General features: G+C 69.7%; 16 protein-coding genes. 3 read left to right on the top strand and 13 right to left on the bottom strand.

Going from position 1 to position 15,714, the window contains the following annotated elements:
• Positions 1-6: 6 nt before the first annotated feature.
• The 13 genes from ACFT7S_RS22685 to ACFT7S_RS22625 form a co-directional block, all read right to left on the bottom strand.
• Positions 7-399: a YccF domain-containing protein gene (locus tag ACFT7S_RS22685; RefSeq protein WP_382734704.1), complete on the bottom strand. Its 393-nt coding sequence runs from the start codon at positions 397-399 to the stop codon at positions 7-9.
• Positions 396-1,259 carry a zinc metalloprotease HtpX gene (gene htpX, locus ACFT7S_RS22680; protein ID WP_382734702.1) on the bottom strand — a complete coding sequence of 288 codons (864 nt, stop codon included), beginning with the start codon at positions 1,257-1,259 and terminating at the stop codon, positions 396-398. The genes ACFT7S_RS22685 and htpX overlap by 4 nt, the downstream gene beginning before the upstream one ends.
• A 191-nt stretch (positions 1,260-1,450) precedes the next feature.
• The gene (gene mscL / locus ACFT7S_RS22675) at positions 1,451-1,915 is read right to left on the bottom strand and encodes a large conductance mechanosensitive channel protein MscL (RefSeq protein WP_382734700.1); all 465 of its coding nucleotides are present in this window, start codon (positions 1,913-1,915) and stop codon (positions 1,451-1,453) included.
• Positions 1,916-2,018: 103 nt separating this feature from the next.
• Positions 2,019-3,560 (bottom strand): NADH-quinone oxidoreductase subunit N, encoded by a 1,542-nt coding sequence (locus tag ACFT7S_RS22670; RefSeq protein ID WP_382734698.1) that lies wholly within the window; start codon positions 3,558-3,560, stop codon positions 2,019-2,021.
• Complete coding sequence (locus ACFT7S_RS22665) at positions 3,557-5,143, bottom strand: NADH-quinone oxidoreductase subunit M (protein WP_382734696.1); 1,587 nt, start codon at positions 5,141-5,143, stop codon at positions 3,557-3,559. The genes ACFT7S_RS22670 and ACFT7S_RS22665 overlap by 4 nt, the downstream gene beginning before the upstream one ends.
• Positions 5,140-7,140, bottom strand: coding sequence for an NADH-quinone oxidoreductase subunit L (locus ACFT7S_RS22660; protein WP_382734694.1), 2,001 nt, complete (start codon positions 7,138-7,140; stop codon positions 5,140-5,142). The genes ACFT7S_RS22665 and ACFT7S_RS22660 overlap by 4 nt, the downstream gene beginning before the upstream one ends.
• Positions 7,137-7,544: an NADH-quinone oxidoreductase subunit NuoK gene (gene nuoK / locus ACFT7S_RS22655; RefSeq protein ID WP_382734692.1), complete on the bottom strand. Its 408-nt coding sequence runs from the start codon at positions 7,542-7,544 to the stop codon at positions 7,137-7,139. The genes ACFT7S_RS22660 and nuoK overlap by 4 nt, the downstream gene beginning before the upstream one ends.
• Positions 7,544-8,116: an NADH-quinone oxidoreductase subunit J gene (locus ACFT7S_RS22650; RefSeq protein ID WP_382734690.1), complete on the bottom strand. Its 573-nt coding sequence runs from the start codon at positions 8,114-8,116 to the stop codon at positions 7,544-7,546. Before ACFT7S_RS22650 ends, nuoK begins: the two co-directional genes overlap by 1 nt.
• Positions 8,113-8,724 (bottom strand): NuoI/complex I 23 kDa subunit family protein, encoded by a 612-nt coding sequence (locus ACFT7S_RS22645; RefSeq protein WP_382734688.1) that lies wholly within the window; start codon positions 8,722-8,724, stop codon positions 8,113-8,115. Before ACFT7S_RS22645 ends, ACFT7S_RS22650 begins: the two co-directional genes overlap by 4 nt.
• A complete protein-coding gene (locus ACFT7S_RS22640; protein ID WP_382734686.1) occupies positions 8,724-9,692 on the bottom strand; it encodes an NADH-quinone oxidoreductase subunit H in 969 nt (322 codons plus the stop codon). Before ACFT7S_RS22640 ends, ACFT7S_RS22645 begins: the two co-directional genes overlap by 1 nt.
• Entirely contained in the window at positions 9,689-10,786 is a 1,098-nt protein-coding gene (locus ACFT7S_RS22635; RefSeq protein WP_382734684.1) for an NADH-quinone oxidoreductase subunit C, read from the bottom strand. Before ACFT7S_RS22635 ends, ACFT7S_RS22640 begins: the two co-directional genes overlap by 4 nt.
• Positions 10,783-11,412: an NADH-quinone oxidoreductase subunit B gene (locus ACFT7S_RS22630; protein WP_382734682.1), complete on the bottom strand. Its 630-nt coding sequence runs from the start codon at positions 11,410-11,412 to the stop codon at positions 10,783-10,785. Before ACFT7S_RS22630 ends, ACFT7S_RS22635 begins: the two co-directional genes overlap by 4 nt.
• Positions 11,403-11,804 (bottom strand): NADH-quinone oxidoreductase subunit A, encoded by a 402-nt coding sequence (locus ACFT7S_RS22625; RefSeq protein ID WP_382734777.1) that lies wholly within the window; start codon positions 11,802-11,804, stop codon positions 11,403-11,405. The genes ACFT7S_RS22630 and ACFT7S_RS22625 overlap by 10 nt, the downstream gene beginning before the upstream one ends.
• Before the next feature lie 177 nt (positions 11,805-11,981).
• On the opposite strand from ACFT7S_RS22625, the gene ACFT7S_RS22620 reads away from it, so the two are divergent.
• The 3 genes from ACFT7S_RS22620 to ACFT7S_RS22610 all read left to right on the top strand — a co-directional run bounded on the left by ACFT7S_RS22620 (position 11,982) and on the right by ACFT7S_RS22610 (position 15,530).
• Positions 11,982-13,169 (top strand): sensor histidine kinase, encoded by a 1,188-nt coding sequence (locus ACFT7S_RS22620; RefSeq protein WP_382734680.1) that lies wholly within the window; start codon positions 11,982-11,984, stop codon positions 13,167-13,169.
• A gap of 136 nt (positions 13,170-13,305) precedes the next feature.
• Entirely contained in the window at positions 13,306-14,667 is a 1,362-nt protein-coding gene (locus ACFT7S_RS22615) for a sensor histidine kinase (protein WP_382734678.1), read from the top strand.
• A 203-nt stretch (positions 14,668-14,870) separates the two neighbouring features.
• Positions 14,871-15,530: a LuxR C-terminal-related transcriptional regulator gene (locus tag ACFT7S_RS22610; RefSeq protein WP_382734775.1), complete on the top strand. Its 660-nt coding sequence runs from the start codon at positions 14,871-14,873 to the stop codon at positions 15,528-15,530.
• The last annotated feature ends 184 nt before the right edge of the window (positions 15,531-15,714 follow it).

Raw genomic sequence — 15,714 nt, 5'->3', positions numbered from 1 at the left:
TGGCTTCTAGCGGGTGGCGAACGGCTGGTCCGACCGGACGATCTCCTTGCCGAGCGGCATCAGGGAGATGGGGATGAGCTTGAAGTTCGCGATACCCAGCGGGATGCCGATGATCGTGATGCACAGGACGATGCCCGTGAAGATGTGGCCGAGGGCGAGCCACCATCCGGCGAGGATCAGCCAGAGGACGTTCCCGACGCAGGAGGGGGCGCCCGCGTCCCGGCGGTCCACGACCGTGTAGCCGAAGGGCCAGAGGGCGTAGACGCCGATCCGGAACGCCGCCAGCCCGAACGGGATGCCGATGATCGTGATGCAGAGCAGGAGACCCGCGGCCAGGTAGCTGAGGAACATCCAGAAGCCGCAGAGAACCAGCCAAATGACGTTCAGAATTGTATTCACGGGCGATGACCTGCCATCTGCTCGAGTCGGGCGATACGTTCCGCCATCGGCGGGTGGGTCGAGAACATCTTGGACATGCCCCGGCCGGGGCCGAAAGGATTCGCGATCATCATGTGGCTCGCGGTCTCGATCTTCGGCTCGGGTGGCAGCGGAAGCTGCTTCGTCCCTGCATCGAGCTTACGCAGGGCGCTCGCCAGGGCAAGCGGGTCGCCGGTGAGCTGAGCTCCCGAGGCGTCCGCCTCGTACTCCCGGGAGCGGCTGACGGCGAGCTGGATCACCGTGGCCGCAAGCGGGCCGAGAATCATGATCAGCAGCATGCCGAAGAGCCCGGGGCCCTCGTCGTCGTTGGACCGGCCAATGGGAATCAGCCAGGCGAAGTTCACCAGGAACATGATGACGGAGGCGAGCGCTCCCGCGACGGAGGAGATCAGGATGTCGCGGTTGTAGACGTGGCTCAGCTCATGTCCCAGTACCCCTCGCAGCTCGCGTTCGTCGAGGATCTGGAGGATGCCCTCGGTGCAGCACACGGCCGCGTTGCGCGGATTGCGGCCCGTGGCGAACGCGTTGGGTGCCTGGGTCGGGGAGATGTAGAGCCTGGGCATGGGCTGTCGGGCGGCGGTCGAGAGCTCACGGACGATGCGATAGAGCTGTGGCGCCTCGAACTCGCTGACGGGCCTTGCCCGCATGGCGCGGAGCGAGAGCTTGTCGCTGTTCCAGTACGCGTAGGCGTTGGTGCCGATCGCGACGACAAGGGCCACGATCAGACCCGTACGCCCGAAGAAGCTGCCGATGACGATGATGAGTGCTGACAGGCCCCCGAGGAGTACGGCGGTTCTCAGCCCGTTGTGCCGGCGGTGCACGGTACGCCCTCCAGATGGTGCGGCAGGGGAACCCTTTGCCTGGTGGTGCTCCACTCCCCAGTGGAGCCTCCCGTACTGGTCAACGCCAGGCGAGGAGAGCTAGTTCCCTTGTGCGCGCGGGCGCAGGCATAGGCCGTCCGGGTGCCGGGGCGCTGCCTGTGCCGTGTTCGGAGGGCGTCGTCGCGACTGTCTCAGCGCTGGGCGGGAAGACCCGCGAGCGCCAGGGCCTCCTGGTCGGGCTCGACCTCGCTGGTGCAGTGACCGCAGCGGGAGGCGACGGCCGGGATCTCCGAGAAGCAGCGGGGGCAGTCACGCAGAGCGGCCTTGATGTCGGCCTTCGCCTCTTCCTCCTTGGCCGTGAAGCGGTTCTGGACCTTGGCCATGGGGAGGACGACGAGGAAGTAGAGGACCGCGGCGGTGATGAGGAAGGCGATGGCGGCGCTGATGAAGAGGCCGTACGGGAACTTCACACCGTCGGCGGTGAAGGTGGCCTTGCTGAAGTCTCCGGTCCCGCGGGTGAAGAGGCCGATCAGCGGGACGATGAAGGCGTTGCTGAAGCCGGTGACGACGGCCGTGAACGCCGCTCCGACGGCCAGGCCGATGGCCATCGAGATGACGTTCCCGCGCAGGATGAAGTCCTTGAACCCGTTCAGCACCGCTTTGCTCCTCTTGCTCAATACGTGACGTATGCAGGCAAGACCATGCCGTGTGCCGGCTGCTCCGGGCAAACCGATCTTGGACGGGCCGGAGGAGGGCGGGTCAGAAGAGGTTGACGGCGGCGAACCTGAGGACCAGCTGCGGGGCGCCGGAGAGGACGATGCCGACGACGGTGGTGAGGACGAGCGCGGTGGTGAGGGGGGCCGGGGCGCGGAGTCCCGGTTCGGCGGGGGCCTCTGTGCTGTCCTCGGTGGCCTCCGGGGCCCTGAAGAGGGTCGCGGTCCACTGGAGGTAGTAGTAGAGGGCGATCACGACGTTGATCGCCATCACGACCGCGAGCCAGCCGAGCCCCGCGTCCACGGCCGCCGAGAACACGGTGACCTTGGCGAAGAGGCCGATGATGCCGGGTGGCAGACCGGCCAGGCAGAGCAGGAAGAAGCCCATCGCGAGTGCGGCGAGGGGGCGGGTGGCGTACAGGCCGCGGTAGTCGGAGATCCGGTTGCCCGGGTGCGTACGGGCCACCAGGGCGGCCACCGCGAAGGCGCCGAGGTTCACGACGGCGTACATCAGGGCGTACGCGACGGTCGAGCCGATCTGTTCGTCGCTGGAGTACGCGGCGGCGGCGATCGGGACCAGGAGGTAGCCGGCCTGGGCGACGGACGACCAGGCGAGCAGGCGTACGGCGCTGCGGGCGCGGGTTGCGCTCTGGCGGAGGGCGGCGACGTTGCCGATCGTCATGGTGAGCGCGGCGAGGACGGCGACGGCCGGTCCCCAGACGTCGGCGTACGACGGGAACGCGATCACGGTGACGAGGATGAGGCCGGAGAAGCCGACCGCCTTGCCGACGACGGAGAGATACGCGGCGATGGGCAGCGGGGCGCCCACATAGGTATCGGGCACCCAGAAGTGGAACGGGGCGGCGGCCGTCTTGAACGCGAATCCGACGAGGGTGAGGACGACACCGGCCTTGGCGAGGGTGTCGAACTGGCCCGGCACGTCGTCGAGGCGGGCCGCGATCTCGGTGAGGTACATGGTGCCGGTCGTCGCGTACACGAAGCTGACGCCGAGGAGCATGACGGCGGTGGCGACGACGGAGGACAGGAAGAACTTCAGCGCCGCTTCGGAGGAACGCCGGTCGCCTCGCTTGATGCCGACGAGCGCGAACGCGGGGAGCGAGGCGACTTCGAGGGCGACGACGAGCGTGGCGAGGTCGCGGGCGGCGGGCAGGAGCGCGGCGCCGGCCGCGGAGGAGAGCAGGAGGAACCAGTACTCGCCCGCGGGGAGTTTGCGGGTGTCGTCGAGGGAGAGCAGCGCGGTGAGCAGGGCGCCGCCGAGTACGAGGGCCTGGATGACCAGGGCGAAGTGATCGGCGGTGTAGCTGCACGCGTCGTTGGGGCCGGTGACGCAGAACGTGGAACGGTCGCCGGCGCGCAGCGGTACGAGGAAGGCGAGAGCTGCGACGAGTCCCGCGATGGACGCGTACCCGAGGAGCGGCTTGTGCCGTTCACTGATGAAGAGGTCGGCGACGAGCACCCCGAGGGCCACCGTGGCGACGATGACGGGGGGCGCGATCGCGAGCCAGTCGACGGACTGGACGAGGCTTGTGGTGCTCTCGGCCGCGGTGGTGACGACGGCTGCGGTCACGACTTGCCTCCTGCGAGGAGCTTCTGCACGGCCGGGTCGGTGAGGCCAAGGAGGACGGCGGGCCAGAGTCCGGCGAGGACGGTGAGGGCGACGAGCGGGGTCCAGGCGGCGAATTCGTAGGTCTGGATGTCCGCGACATGCGGCTGCTGCTGGTGCTTGGCGGGCTCGCCCATGCAGACGCGGCGTACGACGAGCAGCATGTACGCGGCGGTGAGCAGGGTGCCGAGGGCGCCGATCGCCATGAAGGTGAGGAAGGCGGGGCGGCTGAGCCCGTCGGCGGGGTCGAACGCGCCGAACAGGGTGAGCATCTCGCCCCAGAATCCGGCGAGTCCGGGGAGACCGAGCGAGGCGACCGCGGCGAAGGCGAGAAGGGCGCCGAGGCGGGGGGCCCGGCCGTAGAGCGCGGCTCCGGTCGCACCGGCGAGGGTGTCGAGATCGGCGGTGCCGTACCGGTCCTTGACCGCGCCGACCAGGAAGAACAGCAGGCCGGTGATGAGGCCGTGGGCGATGTTGGCGAACAGCGCCCCGTTGACGCCGGTGGGCGTCATGGTCGCGATGCCGAGCAGCACGAAGCCCATGTGGCCGACGGAGGAGTACGCGATCAGGCGCTTTAGGTCGCCCTTGGCGCCGGTGCGGACGAGGGCGAGGCAGGCGAGCGATCCGTAGATGATGCCGACCACCGCGAACGCGGCGAGGTAGGGCGCGAAGGTGCGCATCCCGTCGGGGGTGATGGGGAGCAGGATGCGTACGAACCCGTACGTGCCCATCTTCAGCAGGACGCCCGCGAGCAGGACCGAGCCGACGGTCGGGGCGGCGGTGTGGGCGTCGGGGAGCCAGCTGTGCAGCGGCCACATCGGGGTCTTCACGGCGAGGCCGATCCCGATGGCCAGTACGGCGATGACCTGCACGGACGAGGTGAGCCCACGGCCGTTGTCAGTGGCGAGTGCCACCATGTCGAAAGTGCCGCTCTTCAGACCGATGAGGAGCAGGCCCAGCAGCATGATCACCGAGCCGAGCAGTGTGTAGAGGATGAACTTCCAGGCAGCGGCCTGCTTCCTCTCGCCGCCCCAGCGGGCGATGAGGAAGTACATCGGGATGAGCACCATCTCGAACGCCAGGAAGAACAGCAGCAGGTCGAGGACGGCGAAGGTCGCGAGGGTGCCGGACTCGAGCACGAGGATCAGTGCGACGAATGCCTTCGGGGACGGGCCGGCGGGCATTTTGAAGTAGCTGTACAGCGCGCAGAGGAAGGTCAGCAGCGCGGTCAGTACGAGAAGGGGGAGCGAAATGCCGTCCACACCGAGGTGGATGCGGACGTCGAGCGCCGGAATCCAGCTGATATCGGTACTGGCCTGCATCTTCGACGGCTGGTCGTGGTCGAAGCCGATGGCCAGGACGATCGCCGCGAGGAGGATCGCGCCGGTGACGGTCACGCCGTGGCGGAGCACGGCCTGGTCCGGGTTCCTGCCCTTCAGTCCGGGCGGGGCGGGGAGCAGAGCCGCGGCGGCACCGAGGAGCGGGGCGACGACGATGAACGCGAGAAGGAACTGCATCACGGATTCGCTGATATCGAACACGGTCACGACCCGGCGTTGACGTTGGCAAAAACGACGGCGGCGATCGCCAGGACAAGTGAACCGGCCAGCAGTGCGCTGAGGTAGGTCTGCACGTTGCCGGTCTGGGCGCGGCGGACGGCGGTGCCGAGCCAGCGTGCGCCGGTGCCGGAGCCGCGTACATAGGTGTCGACCACTTCCCGGTCCAGGAAGCGGACGAGGCGGGCGGCGGCCTCGACGGGCCGGACGAACAGCGTCGTGTACAGCGCGTCGAGGTGGAAGCCGGTGGCGGCGTGGTGGTGGAGCGGTCCGAGCAGCAGTCGGCCGGGGTCCGCGGGGTCGGGGGCGTCACCGTTGGTGCCGTAGGCCGCCGTGTGCGCGGTCAGTGCCTCGATCTCGACGAGTGCCGGTTCGGCGTCGGGGTGGGCGACGACCATGCCGGCCGGGGTGCGGGCGGCGAGGGCGGTGGTGTGACGCCAGGCGCCGTACGTGACGAGGCCGCCGACGAGACCGACGCCCGTGGAGAGGACGGCGGTGGTGACGGACGGGGTGAGGCTGTGGCCGTCGAACCAGTCGGTGATCACGCCGACGGTCAGTCCGAAGCCGATGGTGGGGACGGCGAGGAGCCAGAGGACGGATGTCATCGCGACGGGCTGCTTGCCGTGGTCGGGCGCCTCGGCGCCCCGCCCCTTGAAGGCGAGGAGCCAGAGGCGGGTGGCGTACGCGGCGGTCAGGACCGCCGCCAGCAGTCCGGCGACGAGGATCGTCCAGCCGGCGGCAGCCGGAGCGACATCACGGTCGCCGAGTGCGGTGTGCTCGGCGGCGACGAGGACGGCTTCCTTGGAGAAGAAGCCGGCGAACGGCGGGATGGCGGCCAGGGCCAGGAGGGCGACGGTCATCGTCCAGTAGGCGTCCGGGATGCGCTTCCTCAGGCCGCCCATGCGGGACATGGCGGCCAGTGAATTGGTCCCGGCGGCGTGGATGACGACGCCTGCGGCGAGGAAGAGGACGGCCTTGAACGCACCGTGCGAGATGAGGTGGAAGACGGCGGCACCGCGGTCGGCGACGGCCAGGGCGCCCGCCATGTAGCCGAGCTGGCCGATGGTCGAGTAGGCGAGGACGCGCTTGATGTCGTCCTGCGCGAGGGCGGCGAGTCCGGAGCCGATCATCGTGACGGCGGCCATCACGGCGAGGACGACCAGCGCCGCGCCGGACGCGGCGAAGACGGGGAGCAGCCGGGCCACGAAGTAGATACCGGCGGCGACCATCGTCGCCGCGTGGATGAGCGCGGAGACGGGGGTGGGGCCGGCCATCGCGTCGGGCAGCCAGGTGTGCAGGGGGAACTGCGCGGACTTGCCCGCGACGCCTGCGAGGAGCAGCAGGGCGATGACGGTGGGGTGGTCGAGGCCGCCGTTCGCGACGGCACCGAGGATGCCGGTGATGCGGAACGTGCCGGTGTCGGCGGCGAGCGCGAACAGACCGATGAGGAAGGGGACGTCGCCGAGCTTGGTGACCAGGAAGGCCTTGAGGGAGGCGGCGCGGGCTTCCGGGGTCTCCCAGTAGTGGCCGACGAGGAAGTACGAGCAGATGCCCATGATCTCCCAGCCGACCAGGAGCACCATCAGGTCGCCCGAGTAGACGACGAGCAGCATCGCGGAGGTGAAGAGGGAGACCAGGGCCGCGTACGAGGGGTAGCGGGGGTCGTCGCGCAGGTAGGCGGTCGAGTAGATCTGCACGCAGGTGGCGACGAGTCCGACGAGCACGGCCACGAGGACCGCGAAGCCGTCGAGGTGCAGGGCGAGATCGATCGGTACGGAGCCGGTGGGCGTCAGTTGGGTAGCGGCGTCGATGGCCCGGCCACCGCCCTGACGTGCGGCGACGACGACGGCGATCACGGCTGCGGCGAACGTGGGCAGCACGGCGAGGGGGCGTACGAACCCGGGGGCCGTGCGGCCAAGCAGCAGGCCCGCCGCGGCACCGAGGAACGGCAGGAGGGGGACGAGGACGGCCAGGGTCGTGGTGGTCACGCGGTGGCCTCAGCCTTCTTTGCCTTCCCTGCCGGAGCAGTGGCCTGGTCTTCGGTGCCGTGGATGTCCTCGTCACCGGGGAGCGTCTCGGCCGCGTCGGTCTCGGCGGTGTCGCGGAGACGGTCGACGTCGGAGCTGCCGCGGTTGCGGTAGACGGCGAGGACGATCGCCATGCCGATGCCGATCTCGGCTGCGGCGATGGCGATGGTGAAGAGCGTGAGGGCCTGGCCGGAGTGGAGCGCGTCGCGCAGCCACACGTCGAAGGCGACCAGGTTGAGGTTGACGGCGTTGAGCATCAGCTCGACGGACATCAGGACCAGGATCGCGTTGCGGCGGGCGAGGACTCCGTACAGCCCGGTGCAGAAGAGGAGGGCGGCGAGCACGGCGGGATAGGCGAGGTGCATCAGCTCTTGTCCTCTCGGTGGCTCTTGCCCTCTCGGTCCTTGCGGGACAGGACGATCGCGCCGATGAGGGCGGCGAGCAGCAGGACGGAGAGTGCTTCGAAGGGCAGCACCCAGTGCCGGAAGAGGAACTCCCCGGTGGCGTCGGTAGAACCTTGGGCCGGGCCGTCGAGGTCGATCCAGGTGGTGCGGAAGGCGTCCACCACCACCCAGACGAGCGCGGCGGCAGCGGCTGCGGCCACGGCCAGGGCGACCCACCGGTTGCCCGAGTCGGCGTCCGGGGAGTGGCCGATGGGGGCCTTGGTGAGCATCAGTCCGAAGAGGAGGAGCACGACGACGGAACCGACGTAGATCAGTACCTGCACCCAGGCGATGAACTCGGCGGTGAGCAGGAGGTACTCGACGGCGATGCCGCCGAGCGCCACGACGAGCCAGAGTGCGGCGTGCACGAGCTGCTTGGTCGTGACGGTGATGACGGCTGCGCCGAATGTGGCGAGGCCGACCAGGAGGAAGGCGATCTCCACACCGGTCGGGGAAAGGAAGCCGGGGTGGGCCGCGGCGGCTGCGAGGGTCACTCCTGGCCCTCCTGTCCGGGTTCCTTGGGCTGCTGGGTGTCCTCGGCCTGTTGGGCCTGTTGGGCCTGTTGGGCCTGCTCGGCTTCCTGGGCCTTCAGCTTGTCCGCCGTCTTGCGGGCGGCAGCGAGCTCCTTCGGCTCCTCGGCTCCCGGGTCGAGCGCCGGCGGTTCCGGCACGGTCCACATCCACTCGCGGAGCTTGTCGCGCTCATGGGTGAGTTCGAGGATGTCCGTCTCCGCGTACTCGAACTCCGGTGACCAGAACAGCGCGTCGAAAGGACACACCTCGATGCAGATACCGCAGTACATGCAGAGGGCGAAGTCGATCGCGAAGCGGTCGAGGACGTTACGGCTGCGCTCGCGGCCACCCGGAGCGGCGGCGGGCACCGTCTCCTTGTGGGAGTCGATGTAGATGCACCAGTCGGGGCACTCACGGGCGCAGAGCATGCAGACCGTGCAGTTCTCCTCGAACAGTCCGATGACGCCTCGGCTGCGGGGCGGCAGTTCGGGCTGGACATCGGGGTACTGCGCGGTGACCGTGCGCTTCGTCATGGTCCGCAGGGTGACGGCGAGGCCCTTGGCCAGCCCGGCGCCGGGGATCGGGGCCATTAGTTGATCGCCACCTTCACGATGCCGGTGAGCGCGATCTGCGCGAGGGCGAGCGGGATGAGCGTGGTCCAGGCGAGCTTCTGCAACTGGTCCTCGCGGAGACGGGGATAGGTGACGCGGAGCCAGATGACGACGAAGGCGAGGACCGCGATCTTGAGGAGCGTCCAGACCCAGCCGAGTCCGTCGGCGCCGAGCGGGCCGTGCCAGCCGCCGAGGAAAAGGACTGTGGTCAGTCCGCACAGCACGACGATGCCCGCGTACTCGGCGAGCAGGAACAGCGCGAAGCGCAGGCCGGTGTACTCGGTGTAGGCACCGAAGATGATCTCCGAGTCGGCGACCGGCATGTCGAACGGGGGGCGCTGGAGTTCGGCGAGGCCGGCCACGAAGAAGACCAGGGCTCCGACGATCTGCCAGGGCAGCCACCACCACTCGAAGGCGTTGAGGATGCCGGGGAGGGAGACCGTGCCCGCCGCCATGGCCACGGAGGCGGCGGCGAGCAGCATCGGCAGCTCGTACGCGAGCAGTTGCGCGGCGGTGCGCAGTCCGCCGAGGAGGGAGAACTTGTTGGCCGATGCCCAGCCCGCCATGAGCGAGCCGAGCACGCCGACGCCCATCACGGCGAGCACGAAGAAGATGCCCGCGTCGACGACCTGGCCGACCGCGCCCTCGCTGGGGCCGATGGGGATGGCGACGAGCACGAGGAGGTACGGGAGGAGGGCGACGGCGGGGGCGAGCTGGAAGACGCGCCGGTCGGCTTCCGCCGGGACGATGTCCTCCTTCTGCACGAACTTCACGCCGTCCGCGGCGAGCTGGGCCCAGCCGTGGAAGCCACCCGCGTACATGGGGCCCAGGCGGCCCTGCATGTGGGCCATCACCTTGTGTTCGGTCTGGCCCACGATGAGGGGGGCGACCATGAAGACCGCGAAGACGATGAGGAGCCGGAGGGCGACGTCGAGTACGTCGTTCACGCGGTATCGCCTCCGGCGGGGTGGTCGGGGTCGGGAGTGGCCTCGGCCTCGGGGGGCGGGGCGGGGGTTTCGGTGTCGGGCTGCGCGGTGGTGTCGGCGGGCTCGGCGGCGTTGGTGGGCTCGGCGGCGTTGGTGGGCTCAGCGGCGTTGGTGGGCTCAGCCTCGGGGGTGGCGCTGCGCTGGGCTTCTCCCCTACCCGCCCCTTCCCGAACCGGGGGCTCCGCCCCCGGGCCCGGTGCGGGGGCGGCGTCGTGCCACGGGGCGTCCGGGGTGCGCGGCGTCGGTTCCGGGGCCGTGGTCGGTTCCGGGGCCGTGGTCGGTTCCGGTTGCTGACTCGCCGAGCCCTCGGACACGCTGCGGGTGCGGCGCGCGGGGGTGGCCGGGGGCGTGGTTCCAGCCGGGGTCGTGGGTTCGGCCCCTGTTGCGGGGGCGGTCCGGCGGGCCGGGCGGTCGCCTGCGGGGCGGGCCGCTCTGGCCGGGCGGGCCGGGGCAGGGGGGAGCTGGCCCTTCAGGGGGCCCCACTCGTTCGGGTCGGGGACTCCCGGCGGGAGCATGGTGCGCCGCTTGGGGCCGCCGTGTTCGGACTCGCCCGGCTCCTTCGCGCCCGGCCAGGCCTTGGCGACGCGAGCGGCCAGGACGAAGTCCTTGCGCAGCGGGTGGCCCTCGAAGTTCTCGGGCAGCAGCAGCGGGACCAGATGCGGGTGGCCCTCGAAGGCGATGCCGAACATCTCGTGCGTCTCGCGCTCGTGCCAGTCTGCACCCGCGTAGACGCCGCGGGCGGTGGGAAGGGAGGGGGCGTCGTGCGGGACGGTCGTACGGACCAGGAGGCGCCGCACCCTTCCGGTCCCGGGTGCCGCGACATGGACGCAGACCCGGAAGCCCGTGTCCGCCTCGTCGACGGCGCTGAGCCAGTCGAAGTAGCTGAGGCCCAGCTCGTCGCGAGCCGTTTCGAGCGCGGCGGTCCACGAGGCCGCCGGAACATCGACGGTCAGCAGGTCGTAGGCGTACTCGGCCGTGGCCTCCGCACCGAAGATCTCGGTGACGGCGTCCGGGAGACGGTCGTACGTGTCGGAAGCGTTCGTGTTCGCGTTCACTTCTTCCCCTCCCCCGGCGTCGTCGGGGGCGCGACCAGGCCGCTGCGGAGTGCGGCGGCGGAGAGGCGGCCCGCTTCGGGCGCGCCGTACCGCTCGGCGAGCGACTCGCGGGCGATCTTCTCCTGGAGCTTGATGATCCCCTGGAGCAGGGCCTCCGGCCGGGGCGGGCAGCCCGGTACGTACACATCGACCGGGATGATCTGGTCGACGCCCTTCGTCACGGAGTACGAGTCCCAGTAGGGGCCGCCGCAGTTGGAGCAGGCCCCGAAGGAGATGACGTACTTCGGCTCGGGCATCTGCTCGTAGAGCCGCTTCACGGCCGGGGCCATCTTGTCCGTCACCGTGCCGGACACGACCATGAGGTCGGCCTGGCGGGGGCCCGGGGCGAACGGGATCACACCGAGCCGGATGAAGTCGTGCCGCGCCATGGACGCGGCGATGAACTCGATGGCGCAGCAGGCGAGCCCGAAGTTGAAGACCCAGAGGCTGTAGCGGCGGCCCCAGTTCAGGACCACCTTCATGGGTTCGGGCGCGAGCCGGGACAGCACGCCGAGCTTCTTCGGCTCCAGCAGCGTCGGGTCCGGCAGCGCGACGGGTCCGGGCTGCGGTTCGCTCGTCACGCCCATTCGAGGACGCCCTTCTTCCATGCGTAGAGCAGTCCTACGGCCAGGAAGCCGAGGAAGATGAACATTTCCACCAGCGTCGTCGCCCCATATCCGGGTGCGGCAAATACGGTCGCCCACGGGAATAGGAAGATCGAATCGACGGCGAAGATCACGTACAGGAAGGCATAGACGTAATAACGGATTTGGGTGTGCGCCCAGCCTTCTCCGACAGGGTCGACACCGCACTCGTAGGTGAGGAGTTTCTCCGGCGTCGGGACCACGGGCCTGAGCAGTCGGCCGGCCCCGAAGGCGACGGCAACGAACAGCACGCCGATGACGGCGAGCAGTCCGACCACTGAATAGCTCTCGAAGTACTCCGCCGCGAGAACGGTCGATTCCGGCACGCTCCGCACGTCCGCCACGTCCGCCCCTCGCTCCCTCGAACCTGTTCGACGATCTGTACGCACGGGAGTCTAGGCCCTGCTAAAGGGACGGTAAGCAGCCGCGTCGGACAACGGTGGGGTTATCCCTACGTCACCCCACCCACGTACCCCATGGCGTGCGCAGGTCCGGCCCGGCAGGCTGGGCGTATGACCATGAGCCCTTCCGCACCGGACAACGACCGGCCGCCGCCCGCCCACTTCGCCCTGGGTCCGTGGGCCTGGAAGGAGATCGCCTACCTGCTGGCGAATCTCCCCATGGCGATTGCCGGTTTTGTTTACACAGTGTTCATGATCGGTGTCGGCGTGGGGCTTTCGGTCACCGTCGTCGGCCTGCCGCTCCTGGTGGCAGGGCTCTTGGGCGCCCGCTGGATCGGCCGGGTGGAGCGGGCCCGGGCGCGGGCGATGCTCGGGGTCCGGATCGAGGAGCCGAGCGCGATCACGCGCGGCCGTCGCGAGACGGGGTTCTTCTCCTGGCTGTGGGCGGGGCTGAAGGACCCGGTGGGGTGGCGTTCCCTGCTGTACGCGTTCATCCGGCTGCCCTGGGGCGTACTGACGTTCACGGTGGCGCTGGTCAGCCTCTTCGTCCTGTGGCCGGTACTCCCCTTCATCGCCCGCGGTCTGACCAATGCCGACCGGGCCATGGTGCGGGGGCTCCTCTCCCCCTCCGACGAACTGGAGCGCAGGATCGCGGAGCTGGAGTCGGACCGGGGTGTCGTCGTCGACACGGCCGCCGCCGACCTGCGCCGCATCGAGCGCGATCTGCACGACGGCGCCCAGGCGCGCCTCGTCGCCCTCGCCATGGGGCTCGGTCTGGCGAAGGAGAAGCTGACCGACGACCCCGAGGCCGCGGCCCGCATGGTCGACGAAGCCCACGGTGAGGTCAAGGTCGCCCTTCAGGAACTGCGCGACCTCGCCCGCGGCATCCACCCCGCCGTCCTCACCGACCGCGGCCTCGACGCCGCACTCTCCGCCATCGCCTCCCGCTGCACCGTCCCCGTGAAGGTAGGGGTCGAACTGCCCGGGCGGCCGGCGGAGGCGATCGAGGGGATCGCGTACTTCACGGTCTCGGAGCTGCTGCAGAACGTCAGCAAGCACAGCCGCGCCCGGTCGGCGTCCGTCAATGTGTGGCGTTCCGGGGACCGGCTGCTGATCCAGGTGCAGGACGACGGGAACGGTGGCGCACGGATGGACGGCGGTACGGGCATGGCCGGGCTCGCGGAGCGGCTCGGGGCGGTCGACGGGGTGTTCGTCCTCGACTCCCCGGTGGGCGGTCCGACGACGGTCACGGCGGAGCTGCCGTGGCGGGACCGCGTGGGCACGGCGCAGAAGCCGTAGACCCCCCCTGGGGGTGGGGAAAACCCCCGCTCCGATACGGCGACCGCCCTCATGGTGCGGGACCTTCCGGCACAGCACTCTTGAGACATAGAACAGCCCCGGTGAGATGACCGCTGAGAAGAAACGGACGGCACCCATGGCCACGGCATACGGACCGGACACCCGGGACCACCAGAGGTACGGGTCCGGCTCCGGGGACCTTCCCCCGGCGAAGCACTTCTTCCCGGCGGCCCTGCGCGCGCCGTTCGAGGCGCGGACCTGGCGCGAGTTCGGCTATCTGATGCTGAGCCTGCCGATCAGCGCGGTGCTGTTCAGCTTCGCGATTGCCATGACCTCGCTGGGCATCGGTCTGCTGATCACCTTCCTCGGGATTCCGGTACTCGCCGCCGGCCTCGCCATGTGCCGCGGCTTCGGCGCGATGGAGCGCACCCGGGCGCGCTCGCTGCTGAACCTGGACGTGGCGGACCCCGCGCCGGTGCGCGGCCAAAAGAGCGGCCTCATGTCCTGGGTCGGCGCGGTCCTGAAGAGCGGCGTGTCCTGGCGGCACCTGCTGTATGCGCTGCTGCACTTCCCGTGGGCGGTGTTCGCCTTCTCCGTCTCGCTGACGCTCTGGGCGTACGGGTGGAGTGCGCTCACCTATCCGCTGTGGCACTGGGTCTTCCCGGTGTACGCCGGGGTCGACGGCATTCAGCTCTACGGGGACAGGGGCCATCGCGTCTACCTCGACTCCCCCTTCGAACTGGCGGTGACCAGCGCCGTGGGGCTGTTCCTCGTCGTGATCACGCCGTGGATCATCCGCGGTCTGACGTCCGTGGACCGCGTGATGGTCCTCGGTCTGCTGAGCCCGTCCCGGCTGGCGACCCGGGTCTCCGAGCTGGAATCGGACCGGGGTGTCGTCGTCGACACGGCCGCCGCCGACCTGCGCCGCATCGAGCGCGATCTGCACGACGGCGCCCAGGCCCGCCTCGTCGCCCTCGCCATGGATCTGGGCCTCGCGAAGGAGAAACTGACCAAGGACCCCGAGGCCGCGGCCGCGGCCCGCATGGTCGACGAAGCCCACGGCGAAGTGAAGGTCGCCCTCCAGGAACTCCGCGACCTCGCCCGCGGCATCCACCCCGCCGTCCTCACCGACCGCGGCCTCGACGCCGCACTCTCCGCCATCGCCTCCCGCTGCACCGTCCCCGTGAAGGTCGATGTGGACCTGGAATCCCGGCCCGCGCAGGCAATCGAGGGCATCGCGTACTTCACGGTGTCGGAGCTGTTGCAGAACGTCAGCAAGCACGCGCACGCGACCCGCGCCTCGGTGGACGTCTGGCGCGCGTCGAACCGGCTGATGCTCCAGGTCACCGACAACGGCCGGGGCGGCGCCGATGTGGCGGGCGGCAGCGGTCTTGCCGGTCTGACCGAGCGGCTGGACGCGGTGGACGGCATCCTCGTCGTCGACTCCCCGGCCGGCGGCCCGACGAAGGTCACGGCCGAGCTGCCCTGGCGGGGCTGAACCGGCCATTTTCCCGCGTACCTCCCCCACCTCCTCCCGTGTACACGGCCCGAAAGTGTCCCGGCCCGGCCCATAGGGGCGCCGATGCTGGGATGCTGGAACCCGCAAGGGGCGGGGCGTGCGTCAGCGGACGCATGCCCGCGTGTACACATCAGCACGCGCACACATCAACAGTGGGGGGACACAGCGTCGTGGAGGACAGGGTGCGGGTGGTCATCGCCGAGGATTCGGTGCTGCTCAGGGAAGGACTCACCCGGCTTCTGACCGATCTCGGGCACGACGTCGTCGCGGGGGTGGGAGACGCCGAGGCACTGATCAAGACCGTGGCGGATCTCGCCGCGCAGGACACGCTGCCCGATGTCGTGGTCGCCGATGTACGGATGCCTCCGACCCACACGGACGAAGGGGTGCGGGCCGCCGTACGGCTGCGCAAGGACTACCCGGAGATCGGGGTGCTCGTCCTGTCGCAGTACGTCGAGGAGCAGTACGCCACCGAGCTGCTCGCCGGCAGCACCCGGGGCGTGGGCTATCTGCTGAAGGACCGGGTCGCCGAGGTCCGGGAGTTCGTGGACGCCGTGGTCCGGGTGGCGCAGGGCGGTACGGCGCTGGACCCCGAGGTCGTGGCGCAGTTGCTGGGGCGGAGCCGTAAGCAGGACGTGCTGGCGGGGCTGACGCCGCGCGAGCGGGAGGTCCTCGGTCTGATGGCGGAGGGCCGGACGAATTCGGCGGTCGCCAAGCAGCTGGTGGTCAGCGACGGGGCCGTGGAGAAGCACGTCAGCAATATCTTCCAGAAGCTGGGCCTGTCACCCAGTGACGGAGATCACCGGCGCGTTCTCGCCGTCCTGACCTACTTGAAATCGTAAAAAGCTGATACTCCGTCAGATAGCGACGGAGGGCGGGAGACCTAGACCCAAAGAATGAGCGCACGGCGTCTTCGATGAACGGCCGGGGGGCCTGTTAACTATGACGAACCAGGACAAACGCGCGTCTCAAAAAGACGTCCACCATGTGAGCGGTCCAGGGAAGGCGACCCTTACCGACGTAGGG

The organism is Streptomyces sp. NPDC057136 (assembly GCF_042670885.1).
Classification (GTDB): Bacteria; Actinomycetota; Actinomycetes; order Streptomycetales; family Streptomycetaceae; genus Streptomyces.
This window is presented reverse-complemented; position numbering and strand designations above follow the sequence as displayed.

Coding starts and splice junctions, on each gene's coding strand:
- nuoK (WP_382734692.1), bottom strand. CDS start 7,544: ATGCACCTCGCCTATCCCGCCGTGCTCGCCGCCCTCCTCTTCTGCACC.
- ACFT7S_RS22630 (WP_382734682.1), bottom strand. CDS start 11,412: ATGGGCGTGACGAGCGAACCGCAGCCCGGACCCGTCGCGCTGCCGGAC.
- ACFT7S_RS22645 (WP_382734688.1), bottom strand. CDS start 8,724: ATGGCCCCGATCCCCGGCGCCGGGCTGGCCAAGGGCCTCGCCGTCACC.
- ACFT7S_RS22620 (WP_382734680.1), top strand. CDS start 11,982: ATGACCATGAGCCCTTCCGCACCGGACAACGACCGGCCGCCGCCCGCC.
- ACFT7S_RS22615 (WP_382734678.1), top strand. CDS start 13,306: ATGGCCACGGCATACGGACCGGACACCCGGGACCACCAGAGGTACGGG.